Origin of the sequence: Peribacillus sp. NPDC046944 (assembly GCF_050272735.1) — a bacterium.
Classification (GTDB): Bacteria; Bacillota; Bacilli; order Bacillales; family DSM-1321; genus Peribacillus.
On record NZ_JBNNML010000002.1, the window covers coordinates 42,663 to 56,635 of the forward strand.

General features: G+C 41.3%; 15 protein-coding genes. 1 reads left to right on the forward strand and 14 read right to left on the reverse strand.

Annotated elements, in window-relative coordinates; genetic code table 11:
- Positions 1–93: 93 nt before the first annotated feature.
- The 11 genes from prmC to ACQKIC_RS03255 all read right to left on the reverse strand — a co-directional run bounded on the left by prmC (position 94) and on the right by ACQKIC_RS03255 (position 10,337).
- The gene (gene prmC / locus ACQKIC_RS03205) at positions 94–963 is read right to left on the reverse strand and encodes a peptide chain release factor N(5)-glutamine methyltransferase (RefSeq protein WP_402870297.1); all 870 of its coding nucleotides are present in this window, start codon (positions 961–963) and stop codon (positions 94–96) included.
- Positions 956–2,026: a peptide chain release factor 1 gene (prfA, locus tag ACQKIC_RS03210; protein WP_402870294.1), complete on the reverse strand. Its 1,071-nt coding sequence runs from the start codon at positions 2,024–2,026 to the stop codon at positions 956–958. Before prfA ends, prmC begins: the two co-directional genes overlap by 8 nt.
- 160 nt (positions 2,027–2,186) lie before the next feature.
- Entirely contained in the window at positions 2,187–2,639 is a 453-nt protein-coding gene (locus ACQKIC_RS03215; RefSeq protein WP_402870292.1) for a hypothetical protein, read from the reverse strand.
- A 176-nt stretch (positions 2,640–2,815) separates the two neighbouring features.
- A complete protein-coding gene (locus ACQKIC_RS03220) occupies positions 2,816–3,421 on the reverse strand; it encodes a thymidine kinase (RefSeq protein WP_402870289.1) in 606 nt (201 codons plus the stop codon).
- 137 nt (positions 3,422–3,558) lie between these two features.
- Positions 3,559–3,759: a 50S ribosomal protein L31 gene (gene rpmE, locus ACQKIC_RS03225; RefSeq protein WP_034315847.1), complete on the reverse strand. Its 201-nt coding sequence runs from the start codon at positions 3,757–3,759 to the stop codon at positions 3,559–3,561.
- A 148-nt stretch (positions 3,760–3,907) separates the two neighbouring features.
- The gene (rho, locus tag ACQKIC_RS03230) at positions 3,908–5,197 is read right to left on the reverse strand and encodes a transcription termination factor Rho (protein ID WP_402870287.1); all 1,290 of its coding nucleotides are present in this window, start codon (positions 5,195–5,197) and stop codon (positions 3,908–3,910) included.
- A gap of 314 nt (positions 5,198–5,511) precedes the next feature.
- A complete protein-coding gene (gene glpX / locus ACQKIC_RS03235) occupies positions 5,512–6,474 on the reverse strand; it encodes a class II fructose-bisphosphatase (protein ID WP_402870284.1) in 963 nt (320 codons plus the stop codon).
- Between the two features lie 97 nt (positions 6,475–6,571).
- Positions 6,572–7,855 carry a UDP-N-acetylglucosamine 1-carboxyvinyltransferase gene (locus ACQKIC_RS03240; protein WP_427591708.1) on the reverse strand — a complete coding sequence of 428 codons (1,284 nt, stop codon included), beginning with the start codon at positions 7,853–7,855 and terminating at the stop codon, positions 6,572–6,574.
- Between the two features lie 217 nt (positions 7,856–8,072).
- Entirely contained in the window at positions 8,073–8,723 is a 651-nt protein-coding gene (fsa, locus tag ACQKIC_RS03245; protein WP_402870279.1) for a fructose-6-phosphate aldolase, read from the reverse strand.
- A gap of 147 nt (positions 8,724–8,870) precedes the next feature.
- A complete protein-coding gene (locus ACQKIC_RS03250) occupies positions 8,871–9,728 on the reverse strand; it encodes a class II fructose-bisphosphate aldolase (protein WP_402870278.1) in 858 nt (285 codons plus the stop codon).
- 237 nt (positions 9,729–9,965) lie between these two features.
- Entirely contained in the window at positions 9,966–10,337 is a 372-nt protein-coding gene (locus tag ACQKIC_RS03255; RefSeq protein ID WP_402870275.1) for a response regulator, read from the reverse strand.
- A 278-nt stretch (positions 10,338–10,615) separates the two neighbouring features.
- Between ACQKIC_RS03255 and ACQKIC_RS03260 the strand changes: the two genes are divergently transcribed.
- On the forward strand, positions 10,616–11,152 hold the full coding sequence (locus ACQKIC_RS03260; RefSeq protein WP_427591707.1) for a DUF2529 domain-containing protein: 537 nt from the start codon (positions 10,616–10,618) through the stop codon (positions 11,150–11,152).
- A gap of 56 nt (positions 11,153–11,208) precedes the next feature.
- On the opposite strand, the gene ACQKIC_RS03265 is transcribed toward ACQKIC_RS03260, so the two are convergent.
- From ACQKIC_RS03265 to rpoE, 3 genes are all read right to left on the reverse strand, one after another.
- Complete coding sequence (locus ACQKIC_RS03265) at positions 11,209–12,813, reverse strand: CTP synthase (protein WP_402954908.1); 1,605 nt, start codon at positions 12,811–12,813, stop codon at positions 11,209–11,211.
- A gap of 26 nt (positions 12,814–12,839) precedes the next feature.
- Complete coding sequence (locus ACQKIC_RS03270; RefSeq protein ID WP_407408635.1) at positions 12,840–13,058, reverse strand: hypothetical protein; 219 nt, start codon at positions 13,056–13,058, stop codon at positions 12,840–12,842.
- A 166-nt stretch (positions 13,059–13,224) separates the two neighbouring features.
- A complete protein-coding gene (gene rpoE / locus ACQKIC_RS03275) occupies positions 13,225–13,797 on the reverse strand; it encodes a DNA-directed RNA polymerase subunit delta (protein WP_402870265.1) in 573 nt (190 codons plus the stop codon).
- Positions 13,798–13,973 lie beyond the last annotated feature (176 nt).

The window sequence follows — 13,973 nt, forward strand, 5'->3', positions numbered from 1 at the left end:
GTCTCGCCAATACCCGGCTATCTTAAACTAGTAAATATGATTTAAGGTTCACGATTTTCCAAAAGGAAAAAATCCGTCCCCAACGGAGACGAATCAACTCAATATAGCAAAGACCATCCGATCTTTCCCATTAATATCATGTTCAACGGAAACATCCGCGTGCACAAACGTTTCTTTCAGTAATCCAGCCACAGCTTTCCCTTGTCCTGCCCCCACTTCAAAACCGATGAAACCAGGCACTTGCATGACTTGCGGCAATTGTTCCATAAACCGGCGGTAAAAATCGAGTCCATCGACACCTGCAAATAAAGCACGATGGGGCTCATGATCCGTTACGACCGTAGACATCGTCTTTTCATCTTCATCCGGGATATATGGAGGATTCGATAAAAGGATGTCCACCTTCTTATTTTGCTGGATGAAGGGCTGAAGTAAATCACCTTGGATAAATTGCACATCCGCATCCAGTAATCCAGCATTCCTTCGCGCCACCTCAAGTGAAGGTGCTGCAATATCCGTAGCCGTCACGTGCAGTCTTGGTTCCTCCAGTTTCATCGTTATGGCAATTGCTCCACTACCCGTCCCGATATCTGCCATATTCAGCTTCTGGGCCCCTTTAAAAATGCCGGGAAGTTTTCGAAGCGTATAGTATATCAATTCTTCCGTTTCCGGTCTGGGAATCAATACTTCTTCATTCACAAGGAAGGTACGGCCATAAAACTCCTCGCTTCCGATTATATACTGGACCGGTTCTCCTTTTACGTGTTGCGCCACTCCCGACTTGAATTGTTCAAGCTGTTCTGGACTGAGTTCTGTATGCAGATTGGCCAAAAGTTGCGATCTCGTCTGTTTTAAATAATGTTGCAGCAAAATCTCTCCCGCATTGGCATCGCGACCATTCTCCATTAAAAAAGAAGAAGCCCACTTCAGGGCTTCATATACTTTCACAACCGGATTATTCATCTGCATTTTCCAGCCTTGATGATTGATCTTCCATGATCAAGGCATCCACGACATCATCCAGCTTTCCTTCCATGATTTGATCCAGCTTTTGAATCGTTAAGCCAATCCGATGGTCGGTAACACGGTTTTGCGGGAAATTATACGTGCGGATTCGTTCTGAACGGTCCCCTGTACCAACCGCAAGCTTCCGGTTCTGGTCATATTCTGCCTGTACTTCGCGATTGATTTTGTCATATACCCGAGCCCGTAATACTTTCATCGCTTTGTCTTTATTTTTGATTTGTGATTTTTCGTCCTGACAAGACACTACCGTATTCGTTGGTATATGTGTTAAACGTACGGCCGACATGGTCGTGTTAACACTTTGCCCTCCAGGTCCGCTGGATGCAAAAGTATCTACACGTACATCCTTATCATGGATTTGTATTTCCACTTCTTCGGCTTCTGGTAAAACGGCGACCGTTGCCGTTGATGTATGAATTCGTCCACCCGACTCCGTTTCAGGGACACGTTGAACACGATGGGCTCCATTTTCAAACTTCAACTTGGAATAAGCACCATTCCCATTGATCATGAAAATGATTTCCTTATAACCGCCAAGCCCGGTAGGACTCGCTTCAATGACCTCAGTCTTCCAACCTTGCACCTCAGCAAAACGGCTGTACATGCGGTAAAGACTTCCTGCAAATAGCGCCGCTTCATCTCCGCCTGCCGCTCCACGTATCTCCATGATAACGTTTTTGTCATCATTAGGATCTTTCGGAATCAGCAAGATCTTCAGCTTTTCCTCGAGTCGTTGTATTGTGGATTCGAGTTCACTGATTTCTTCCTTAACCATATCGCGCATATCCGCATCCAATTTATCCTCAAGCATTGCTTTAGCTTCCTTGTGTTGATCCCGGACCTCTTTGTATTCCTTATAAGTGGAAGCCGTTTCCTGAATACTAGCTTGTTCCTTCGAATATTCCCTTAGCTTATTCGTATCATTGATGATTTCAGGGTCACTCAATAGTTCATTCAATCTCTCATATCTATCTTCTACTGCTTGCAGTCGATCAAACAAGTTATTCACCTCTTAAGTTATCCAACACCTACTTGGCATGATGTTGAAAGGATCTTTTTATTTCTACATATAATTAATTCAGTGCCCCATTCGAGTTCACTTCTAAGGTTAATTATAGTATAGGTGAATAATCAACGTCAAAGCTGATTCAAATATGTGGTTATTTCTTTACTTTCACATCTATATTATATTGGGGAACGGCCCGTAAGATAAGATCCTCGATCCGTCTCTTTTCCTTTTCTCTTTCCTGATCCGTCTTTATTTTGCCTTTGGCAAGGACGGTCACATGAATCGTATTGCCATTATGCCACACCATCCCAGTATCATAATCGGTTTCCGATTTAATGACCGCCCGGATTTTATCTACTTCTTGTCCCATTGAGGGTGAATTATTACTTGTATGATGAGGTGTATTCAGCAGCTGATCAGACGGGCGTTCCGTTTCATTGTCCCAATCAGGAGTGACATTTTTCATATGATTACCAACAAATTCTTGACCATTTCTAGTTTGATCTCTGTATTCTGAATCATTATCAATTGCATTGTCATTTTGACCGCAAGCTGTCAATATACTAAGAAAAACAGCCGCCAAAAAAGGCAAAGTGATTTTCATGTTTTTACCTCCATTAGGTTATGTCTTATTAGAGTGCTTCCTCTTCAGCATTCCCAAAATGAAGGTAAAAGTTTCTTTAATTCTCTTCCATGTATTGGGATGACCTTTCTTCTATATGTTCCCTTTACCTAATAAAAAATGCCCTAGGATCGGAATCCTAGGACATCGTTTTACATTCATATTTGTTCTTTTACTTCCACCGCTTGTTTACCTGGAACTTCGTGATGATGACGGCAACGGGGCTCATATGACTCCGATGCACCAACAAGAATGATGGGTTCATCATAGGAAGCAGGCGAACCATCAATCAAACGCTGAGTCCTACTCGCAGGTGACCCACATACTTCACATACAGCTTGCAGCTTCGTAACGGATTCAGCAAGTGATAATAAAGTAGGCATGGGGCCGAATGGTTCACCTCTGAAATCTTGGTCCAGTCCAGCCATAATCACTCGATAACCGCTGTCCGCAAGATGCTGGGCAACCCCGATAATTTCAGGATCAAAGAATTGAACTTCATCTATCGCAATAATATCCAAGGGCTGATCCAGATACTTAAATATATCTGTTGAATGGGCAATCGGCTTTGCCATCACGGAGGAACCGTTGTGTGATACGACAGCCTCTTCCGCATAGCGGTTATCTATAGCTGGTTTAAAAACCGCTATACTCTCTTTTGCAAATTGAGCACGGCTGACCCGTTTTATCAATTCCTCAGATTTACCTGAAAACATGCTTCCGCAAATAACCTCGATCCAGCCTGTTTGTTTCATTACATACATGGAAACAGCTACTCCTTCCACCTGTCGATCCCTTGGCCATAATTTTTTTGGACCCGGTTTTATATAAAATCTCATTAATTTTCAGAAAAGAAAAAAACAGGCAAGAAGAATACTTGCCTGTTTTTTGAAAGTCCGGCTTATTTAATACCGTATTTTTTGTTGAAGCGATCAACACGTCCGCCAGCTTCAGCGAATTTTTGACGACCAGTGTAGAATGGATGGCATTCTGAACAAGTCTCAACTTTGATTTCTTCTTTAACTGAACCAGTTTCAAAAGTATTCCCGCAAGAGCAAATTACTTTTGATAGTTTATAATTTGGATGAATTCCAGTTTTCATTCTTTTCAGCTCCTTCTGCCCTGAATCATTCGAAACAGAGTTATATACTTCAAGATGAGGAAAATGCATCCTCACATTTATTGTAAAAACACATGACCTCATTATAGCAATTTAAAACTCGTTGTGCAACATTTTGTTTTCAACCTGTTTAAGAGCGCTTTAAACTCGATGATCCTTTTTTCATTTCAAGCATCTCTTCGTCCAACTTACTGAAAAATTCCTCATTGCTTTTTGTCTGTTTTAGACGGCGAAGGAATTTCTCTGCAAAATCTGGGGAATCGGACATCGTTTTACGAATGGCCCAAAGCTTATCCAAACGGTCTTTCGGAATTAATAATTCTTCTTTACGGGTGCCTGAACGGCGAATGTCAATCGCAGGGAAAATGCGTCTTTCAGCAAGTGAGCGGTCTAAGTGAAGCTCCATATTCCCCGTACCTTTAAATTCTTCATAAATAACATCATCCATACGTGATCCAGTATCTACCAAAGCTGTAGCAAGAATCGTTAAGCTACCGCCTTCTTCGATGTTCCTGGCTGCTCCAAAGAAGCGTTTCGGCCGATGGAATGCAGCTGGATCAATCCCACCCGATAACGTTCTACCGCTTGGGGGAATCACTAGGTTATAAGCACGTGCCAAACGAGTAATACTATCCATTAGAATGATGACATCGCGTTTATGCTCAACTAGGCGCATTGCCCGTTCCAATACCAGTTCAGCCACTTTGATATGGTTCTCCGGCACTTCATCGAATGTCGAACTAACGACGTCACCAGCCACTGAACGTTCAATATCCGTTACTTCTTCGGGGCGTTCGTCAATGAGTAAGACAATTAATTCCGCCTCGGGATGATTCGTTGTTATGGCATTGGCCATTTCTTTAATCAACATCGTTTTACCCGCCTTAGGGGGAGCCACGATTAACCCACGTTGGCCAAACCCGACAGGAGCAAGGACATCCATAATTCTTGTTGATAAATTCTTCGTCGTTGTTTCTAATGTAATCTGTCTATTTGGATACAACGGAGTCAACCCAGGGAAATGGACACGTTCCTTAGCAGACTCAGGATTGTCGCCATTAACGGCTTCTACATGTAATAATCCATAATAGCGTTCGTTTTCTTTCGGCGGCCTAACCTTTCCGGATACCTTATCACCATTACGCAAATCAAACCTGCGGATTTGGGAAGCTGAAATATAGATATCCTCCGAGCTTGGAGAGTAATTAATCGGACGCAGGAAACCAAATCCCTCTGAAGGGATAATCTCTAAAACACCTTCCATGAATAGAAGGCCATCTTGTTCGGCTTGAGCTTTTAGGATCGCAAATATAAGTTCTTTTTTCGACAGCTTGCTGTAATAAGAAACTTTATATTCCCGTGCATGCTCATAGAGATCTTTTAATTTCATGTTTTCTAAATTGGAAATCGTTAAATTCATCATGACACCACACTTTTATTAATTAAACGTTTTCACCCATACTGAAAAAGGATTGGTTTGTTAAATGGAAGAGAATCCACAATCCATGTACCTGACCAGAGTTTTCGTAGAAAGGATGATACATTTTACATGTAAAGAAGAAAATTATTTGAAGGCTTCTTGAAGTTTGGAGTGAAAGGGCAGAATTAAATCAATTAGTAGAACAAGCTTTATTTTACTTTTTTTAATTAAATTATTCAACTTAATTTTTTAAAAGAGAAAGCGTGCATGAAACACGCGCGCTTTCCCTCATAACTATTCAAGAGTAAATGGTCTTATCTAATCAAGCCGTTTGGCTTCATTTTCAGAATATGGCGTCCATCGATGAAACGGACCGTTCCTGATTTGGCACGCATGACCACGGATTGTGTCTCGCCATGATGAGCCTTAAATTGTACACCACGAAGAAGTTCACCATCCGTAACGCCAGTCGCAGCAAAAATCGCGTCATCACCACGGACAAGGTCTTCCATTCTCAAGACTTTACCAAGATCAAGTCCCATTTTCCCACAGCGTTTCACTTCTTCTTCATTTTGAGGAAGAAGCTTACCTTGGATTTCTCCTCCAAGACATTTTAATGCTACAGCTGAAATGACTCCCTCAGGAGCTCCACCAGATCCGAATAGAATATCAACACCTGTATGATCGAAAGCCGTATTAATGGCACCGGCTACATCTCCATCGTTGATCAACTTGATACGGGCACCCGCATCGCGAAGTTCTTCGATGATTTTAGAATGGCGTTTACGGTTCAAGACCGTAGCTACCACGTCTTGAATATCCTTATTTTTCGCTTTGGCAACTGCCTTAAGGTTATCTAATACGGATGCATTGATATCGATCAGACCTACCGCTTCAGGACCGACGGCAATTTTATCCATATACATATCAGGAGCATGCAGCAAGTTCCCTTGATCGGCAACAGCCAAAACTGCTAGTGCATTCCATCCGCCTGATGCAACGATATTCGTTCCTTCTAAAGGATCGACTGCAACATCCACTAGTGGTCCAAGGCCTGTACCAAGTTTCTCACCGATATAAAGCATGGGTGCTTCGTCCATTTCCCCTTCACCGATAACGACCGTACCTTGCATGGGTATGCTATTAAAAACATCCCTCATCGCCGTTGTTGCCGCATCATCTGCTTCTTCTTTCTTTCCTCTACCCATCCAACGCGCAGATGCAAGAGCAGCCGCTTCCGTTACACGGACAAGCTCCATCGACAAACTTCTTTCCATTTTTCGTTCCCCCTCAATGTGCAAACATGTTTTATTTATATAATAGTATAGCACATTAAAGCATATAACGTAACACAATAAGGCAATAAGAAAGGGATCAGCTTTTCAGCTGCTCCACTTCTTCTTCTGTCATTTTTTCACGCCAGATCGTTGCACCTAAGCCAGAAAGTTTCTCTACAAGATGACTATATCCACGGTCTATATGTTCAAGACCCGTCACTTCCGTTATTCCTTCTGCCATTAAACCTGCAATTACCAAAGCTGCTCCTGCACGCAAATCGCTCGCTTTGACCTTTGCCCCATGAAGTTGGACCGGGCCGCTAATGATACCCGTCCTGCCTTCCGCTTTAATCTTTGCATTCATGCGGCGTAATTCGTCTATATGCTTAAAGCGTGCTCCGTAAATCGTGTCAGTCACCATGCTTGAACCGCTTGCTTTTGTTAATAACGACGTAAAAGGCTGCTGTAGGTCAGTCGGGAACCCCGGATAAACCAAGGTCTTTATATCAACAGACTTCAGGACCTGACCAGGAGCCACAAATACTTGATCGTCCCCCGCTTCAATTCCGACGCCCATTTCCCGCATTTTGGACGTGAGTGACTCTAAATGTTGGGGAATGACATTATCGATCAATATGCCCTCACCAACAGCAGCAGCTAGAATCATGAAAGTTCCCGCTTCTATCCGATCGGGGATAATCGTATGTTTGCACCCATGAAGGCTATCCACACCATCAATCCGAATGATATCCGTTCCGGCTCCCTTGATTTTCGCTCCCATATTGGTCAACAAGGTAGCCACATCAATAATTTCTGGCTCTTTTGCGGCATTTTCAATTACGGTCCGCCCTTTAGCCAAGACAGCAGCCAACATGATATTGATCGTTGCCCCGACACTGACTACATCCAAATAGATACGGGCACCACGTAGCTCGTCCGCCCTTAAATAAATGGCGCCTTGTTCATTCGTCACTTGTGCTCCTAGTGCTTCGAACCCTTTAATATGCTGATCGATTGGACGAGGTCCTAAATGACATCCTCCAGGCAGTCCAATTACAGCTTTTTTAAATTTCCCTAGCATCGCACCCATCAAATAATAAGAGGCACGCAATTTTTTCACCTTTCCGTTAGGTAGAGGCATAGAAATCATTTTGCTGGGATCTACAGTCATTTCACCATCGTTAAAAACAACAGTACCGCCAATTTCCTCCATTAATTCTTTTAGCATCTGTACATCAGAGATATCCGGCAGGCCTTCTATCGTGACTGGGGAATCTGCCAAAATCGTTGCAGGAATTAAAGCGACAGCACTGTTTTTCGCACCACTGACCCGAATGGTCCCCTTAAGAGGATAACCACCGGCAATTTTAAGTTTTTCCATAATGAACTCCCTTCCACGCTAAGCACTCAAGAAGCTGTATTTTAAATAAAAGTAATATTTTACCACAAGAAAATTGCGTAATCCGACATCATTCACTATCTAGTTTCTTAGTTTACACAAAAATAGAAAAGTCATGTAGAAAAATGAGAAAAATTTCTAATTTTTTTCTTTTTCATCCAATACTCAGCATTCTTTTGCAACTTAGCGGTAGGATTCATTATGCTTCTGTACGAGAGTTCCAGTCTTTCAAGAATGCTTCGATCCCTTTATCCGTTAAAGGATGGTGGAATAATTGCATTAACACTTTATAAGGAATTGTTGCGATATGAGCTCCGTTTAACGCAGCTTGTGTGATATGCATCGGATGGCGAATTGAAGCCGCGATGATTTCTGATTGGATGCCATGGATTGTAAAGATGTCTGCGATATCGGAGATTAAGTCCAATCCATTTTGACCGATATCATCTAAACGTCCTAAGAATGGAGACACATATGTCGCTCCTGCCCTAGCAGCAAGTAACGCTTGGTTGGCACTGAAAATAAGGGTAACATTCGTTTTAACTCCTTGTTTTGTTAAAGCTGCAACAGCCTTCAAGCCATCCGGTGTCATTGGTACTTTGATTGTGATATTTGGTGCAATGGCAACTAGTTCTTTTGCCTCTGCCATCATTCCTTCAAAATCAAGGGAGATAACTTCTGCAGAGACAGATTCCTTTACAAGGCTTGTAATCTCTTTTAGACGATCATGAAAAGAAACGCCTTTTTCTCTTGCTACAAGAGATGGGTTAGTCGTAACCCCTCCTAAGACACCAAGTTCGTAAGCTTGTTTAATTTCTTCCATATTAGCTGTATCAATAAAGAATTTCATGAAAAGTTCCTCCATATGTAAATGAATTTTACGTGCTTGTACACTGCATTTTAATGGTTTGATGAACGAAGGGCAATACCGCCTTGTTCCTATGTGGCCATCAGAGAACAAAAAAATCTCTGATGGACAAACTTCCTTTTAAAAAAATTAAGCTTTGTTATTGGAACCGAATTCGCGAATTTTACCAATGACCGTTTGTTTGATTGCTTCCCGACCAGGTCCTAAGAATTTGCGTGGATCATATACATCCGCATTACTATTTAAGACTTCTCGAACAGCTTTAGTGAAAACGATTTGGTTTTCCGTATTCACATTTATTTTTGATGTTCCCAGTGAAATGGCTTTTTGGATATCTTTTGTCGGAATACCAGTGCCACCATGAAGAACAAGCGGTTTTTTAGTTAGATCACGAACCTCTTCCATTTCCTTATACCCAAGGTTCGGTTCTCCTTTATATGGACCATGGACAGAACCCAATGCCGGAGCAAAGCAGTCTACATCCGTTTCCTTAACAAGAAGTTCACATTCCTTAGGATCAGCATAAACGACACCATCCGCGATGACGTCATCTTCTTGTCCACCTACTGTTCCTACTTCAGCCTCAACGGACACATTGCGGGCGTGAGCGAATTCCACAACCTTCTTAGTCGTTTCAATGTTCTCTTCAATCGGGTGATGGGAAGCATCGATCATTACTGAGGTGAAACCAGCCTCGATAGCTTCTTTACACTTATCAAAGCTAGAACCATGGTCAAGATGAATGGCCACAGGTACGGTGATTTTCATATCTTCCATTAAACCTTGAACCATCATCACAGTTGTTTTGAATCCACCCATGTGACGGGCAGCCCCTTCAGAAACACCAAGAATGACCGGCGATTTTTCTTCTTCTGAAGCAGCCAGAATAGCTTGCGTCCACTCCAGGTTATTAATGTTAAATTGACCTACTGCATACTTTTCATCAAGAGCTTTATTCAGCATATCTTTCATGGAAACTAAAGGCATTTGATTTCCTCCTAATAATGAATGTATTGTTGAAAGTTGTTTCTATCTAGATATTCCCGAAAACTAAAGCATCATACACATAATAAACAGAATATCTCTACTCGTTTAGCATATCAATACATGAAAAAAACAGCAACAAATTGACCATATCACTTAAGCTTCACACTAAAAAAAACACGGCTATCTTAAAGAAGATGCCGTGACGCTTCTTTATTGAGAAAAGATCCATAAACCTAGTTAACTAGATTGGATGGGTAAATATTCACGGACAGCATTTCTAATATCATCGATGTCAAAAGGCTTTGCAAAATGAGTCATCGCCCCTAAGTCCTTTGCTTCTTGTATCATGTCAAGTTCTCCATACGCCGTCATGATGATGACCCGAATATCGGGATCGACCGCTTTCATCCGCTTCAAGATTTCTATTCCATCCATACCGGGTATCTTCATATCCAACAATACAAGATCAGGTGAATCATTGTTAAGAACTTCTAAAGCCTGAATGCCATTCGCAGCTTGAAACGTTTCATACCCTGCTTTATGTAAGACCTCGTTCAATAAAATTCGAATCCCAAACTGGTCATCGACAATTAATATTTTCCCTGACATTTAGCCACCTCTGTTCTCTATTTGTAATGTGAAAATGAATCAGATAATAGATCCCCCTTATGGGTAATTAATTTGGCTTGCTGCAAAACTTCTTTGGAGTTCTATGTCTCTATGTTCATATTCAATAATTGTAACAAAATTCCTGCTATAAGAGTAAATTGATTTTAATTTTTCGGATGACCTTTCTGACAGATAATGACTCGAATGACTGGAAATCTGTTAAAGGAACAAAAAGTCCTTTATAATAGGGGTACTATTTTTTAAAGGAGTTCCTAAATATGTTGAAGATATTTTCTACACAGTTAAGTGGTGTATTTAAGAAGATCATGGAAAAGGATTCTTTCGAAATGGAGGATGCCGGACGCCTATTAGCTCAGGCCGTGGTCGGAGATGGGTCCGTTTTCATTCATGGATTCGGGGAAATGCAAGGAGTTGTTGCGGAAAGTCTCGAGGGGGAGGAACCTTTTCCAAAAGCTAAAAGATACACAGATGATAGTAGGATTTCCCACGAGGATCGGCTTCTGTTATTCAGTCGTCACTCAGATGATCCAGAAGCCATCAAATTTGCTGAACGACTTCATCAGGAAGGCATACCTTTCGTTGCCGTTTCAACCGTGGTTCCATCCGAACGAACCACACTGGTGGAGCTAGCGGATGTCCACATTGATTTACGCATCCAACGTGGATTAATCCCGGATGAAACGGGAAATCGTTACGGTTACCCGACTCTCATCGCTGCCCTTTTTGCTTATCATGGGATTAAGTTCACGGTCGAGGAAATCATACAGGAATATGTTGATGAATCCGAAGGTTGACCCGACTTCTAGACCAAAACAAAAAAAACAGCCAAACGGCTGTTTTTTTGTTTTTATTATTTTTCGTTATGTTTCAAAGACATACCCACAAAGTCACGGAAAAGTGGTTGTGGACGGTTTGGACGTGATATGAATTCCGGATGGAATTGTGATGCCACGAACCAAGGGTGATCTTGCAATTCTACGATTTCCACTAAACGGCCATCTGGGCTTGTACCAGAGAAGATGAATCCTGCCTCTTCCATGGCTTGACGATAATGGTTGTTGAATTCATAGCGATGGCGGTGACGTTCATATACGACTTCATCGTTATATGCCTCATATGCTTTTGTACCTTCGATAAGCTTACATGGATATAGACCAAGACGTAAAGTACCACCCAAGTCTTCCACATCTTTCTGTTCTGGTAGAAGGTCAATGATTGGGTCTGGTGTATCTGCATTGATTTCTGCTGAATGCGCTTCAGACAAACCTAGAACATTGCGTGCAAATTCGATGGATGCCAATTGCATACCCAAGCAAATACCGAAGAACGGCGTTTTCGTTGTACGTGCATATTCGATTGCTGCGATTTTTCCTTCGATTCCACGATCTCCAAATCCACCAGGGACAAGGATTCCATCTGCATCTTTAAGCAATTCAGCAACATTTTCTTTCGATACATCTTCGGAATTGATCCAATCCACTTCAACGTCCGCATCAAATGCGTATCCTGCATGTTTAAGTGCTTCGACAACAGAAAGGTATGCATCTTGCAATTCAACATATTTACCAACAAGGGCAATTTTCGTTTTCTTCGTCAAAGAAGTAACTTTTTTAACAAGTTCTTTCCAATCTTCCATTTCTGCCACTCCACAATCTAGTTGTAGGTGGTCGCACACAATCTGATCCATATTTTGCGCTTGAAGGGCAAGCGGGATTGAATAAAGTGTATCCGCATCAAGACACTCGATTACTGAATCTTTATCGATATCGCAGAATAAAGCAATCTTATCCTTCATATCTTGTGATATCGGTCTTTCAGTACGTGCTACGATGATATTCGGTTGAATACCAAGACTGCGTAATTCCTTAACACTATGCTGTGTTGGTTTTGTTTTCATTTCACCGGCAGCTTTAATGTAAGGAACAAGAGTACAGTGAATATACATGACGTTATTGATTCCAATGTCACTTTTGATTTGACGAATGGCTTCAAGGAATGGAAGAGATTCGATATCGCCGACTGTTCCACCGATTTCAGTGATTACGATATCCGCATTCGTTTCGTTTCCTGAACGGAAAACCCGTTCTTTGATTTCATTGGTAATATGAGGGATAACTTGAACAGTTCCGCCTAAGTAGTCTCCGCGACGTTCTTTTCGTAAAACGGTTGAATAAATTTTACCTGTTGTCACATTGCTGTGTTTACCAAGATTGATATCGATAAAACGCTCATAGTGACCTAAGTCCAAATCCGTTTCGGCGCCATCATCCGTTACGAACACTTCACCATGTTGGTATGGGCTCATTGTTCCTGGGTCCAAGTTGATATATGGGTCGAATTTTTGAATCGTTACATTTAACCCTCTATTTTTTAAAAGCCTTCCTAGAGAAGCTGCTGTTATCCCTTTTCCCAAAGAGGAAACTACTCCACCCGTTACAAAAATATATTTAGTCATCTCATATCCTCCTATGAATGTTTTCATCAACTGCCGTTCTCTTGATTCCATTGAACCTTCTGCCTTTGTTTATTCCGGCAGATATAGACGAACAAACCAGGTCTTACAATCTTATCTCTTAGAAGTAACCAAGAATTCGGACGGTAAGATGGGGTATGCCTGGCATGCCAATTAGATAAGTTCCCTGTGTTTAACATGAACTTTTTACTGATATCTATAGTTTTTACCACTTTACGCGTATTCATTGTAAAAATAAAAAAATGATGTCATTTTAACATTCCATCATCAAAAACAAAAACGCTCCTCTTACAAAAAAGTAAGGGAGCGATATAATTTTAAGATTGTGTCCTTTTTTAAGGAGCCCAAAAATGATTCTACAAATTTCGCCTTAAAAAGTCAAGGGGCGATTATTTATTTCTCTTTTTCGTCGTCTTCTTCATCTTCGTCTTCATCTTCGTCGATTTCGAAAACTTCATCTTCAATAATTTCCTCTTCTAAATCGTCGTCATCATCCACGTCGTCTTCTAAAAGTACTTCGTCGATAACTGCGCCGCCTAAGATTTCATCATCGTCGTCATCGTCATCATCTTCATCCAAGTCATCAATATCTTCCTCGAAATCAAGATCTTCGTCTTCAATATCATCGAAGTCTTCAACGACCACTGCAGCTTTCTTCGCTTTCTTTTTCTTCTTCACTTTTACAACGTGCACAACTTCTTCTTCAATTTGGTCAACCGGGTACCAAGTTTTCAATCCCCAACGGTTTTCCCCAAGTGAAGTAAATCGGCCATCTACATTCAAATCCGTATAGAACTGGGCAATTCTCTTTGCCACTTCCGCTTTTGATAAATGCTGAAGTGAAGCTATTTCACTCATTAAGTCTTTAAATAGAATGGGTTCGTTTTTTTCAACCAACACTTCATATGCGATTTCTATCAAGGACATTTCCATAATTTGCTCTTTCGAGTATTTTTTCAAACTCAAGTTCCGCACTTCCCTTCTCTATTCGAACACGACTAGTCATGTTTTTTCACATAAAAAAATAATCTAAAACAGTATTTCGGTAAAATAACGACAATTCCTGCTAGACATATTATCCATTATAAACAATCTAAATGGGTTTATGCTAGTTCTATCTGATACTTTCACAGATTTTCCCT

What these genes read in the sequence shown, in the direction of transcription:
- ACQKIC_RS03250 (WP_402870278.1), bottom strand. Translation starts at nt 9,728, where the DNA reads ATGCCTTTAGTTTCCATGAAAGATATGCTGAATAAAGCTCTTGATGAA.
- ACQKIC_RS03240 (WP_427591708.1), bottom strand. Translation starts at nt 7,855, where the DNA reads ATGGAAAAACTTAAAATTGCCGGTGGTTATCCTCTTAAGGGGACCATT.
- rpmE (WP_034315847.1), bottom strand. Translation starts at nt 3,759, where the DNA reads ATGAAAACTGGAATTCATCCAAATTATAAACTATCAAAAGTAATTTGC.
- rho (WP_402870287.1), bottom strand. Translation starts at nt 5,197, where the DNA reads ATGAATTTAACGATTTCCAATTTAGAAAACATGAAATTAAAAGATCTC.
- prmC (WP_402870297.1), bottom strand. Translation starts at nt 963, where the DNA reads ATGAATAATCCGGTTGTGAAAGTATATGAAGCCCTGAAGTGGGCTTCT.
- ACQKIC_RS03270 (WP_407408635.1), bottom strand. Translation starts at nt 13,058, where the DNA reads ATGAATACGCGTAAAGTGGTAAAAACTATAGATATCAGTAAAAAGTTC.
- fsa (WP_402870279.1), bottom strand. Translation starts at nt 8,723, where the DNA reads ATGAAATTCTTTATTGATACAGCTAATATGGAAGAAATTAAACAAGCT.
- ACQKIC_RS03265 (WP_402954908.1), bottom strand. Translation starts at nt 12,813, where the DNA reads ATGACTAAATATATTTTTGTAACGGGTGGAGTAGTTTCCTCTTTGGGA.
- ACQKIC_RS03260 (WP_427591707.1), top strand. Translation starts at nt 10,616, where the DNA reads ATGTTGAAGATATTTTCTACACAGTTAAGTGGTGTATTTAAGAAGATC.
- ACQKIC_RS03220 (WP_402870289.1), bottom strand. Translation starts at nt 3,421, where the DNA reads ATGTATGTAATGAAACAAACAGGCTGGATCGAGGTTATTTGCGGAAGC.
- ACQKIC_RS03215 (WP_402870292.1), bottom strand. Translation starts at nt 2,639, where the DNA reads ATGAAAATCACTTTGCCTTTTTTGGCGGCTGTTTTTCTTAGTATATTG.
- glpX (WP_402870284.1), bottom strand. Translation starts at nt 6,474, where the DNA reads ATGGAAAGAAGTTTGTCGATGGAGCTTGTCCGTGTAACGGAAGCGGCT.
- ACQKIC_RS03255 (WP_402870275.1), bottom strand. Translation starts at nt 10,337, where the DNA reads ATGTCAGGGAAAATATTAATTGTCGATGACCAGTTTGGGATTCGAATT.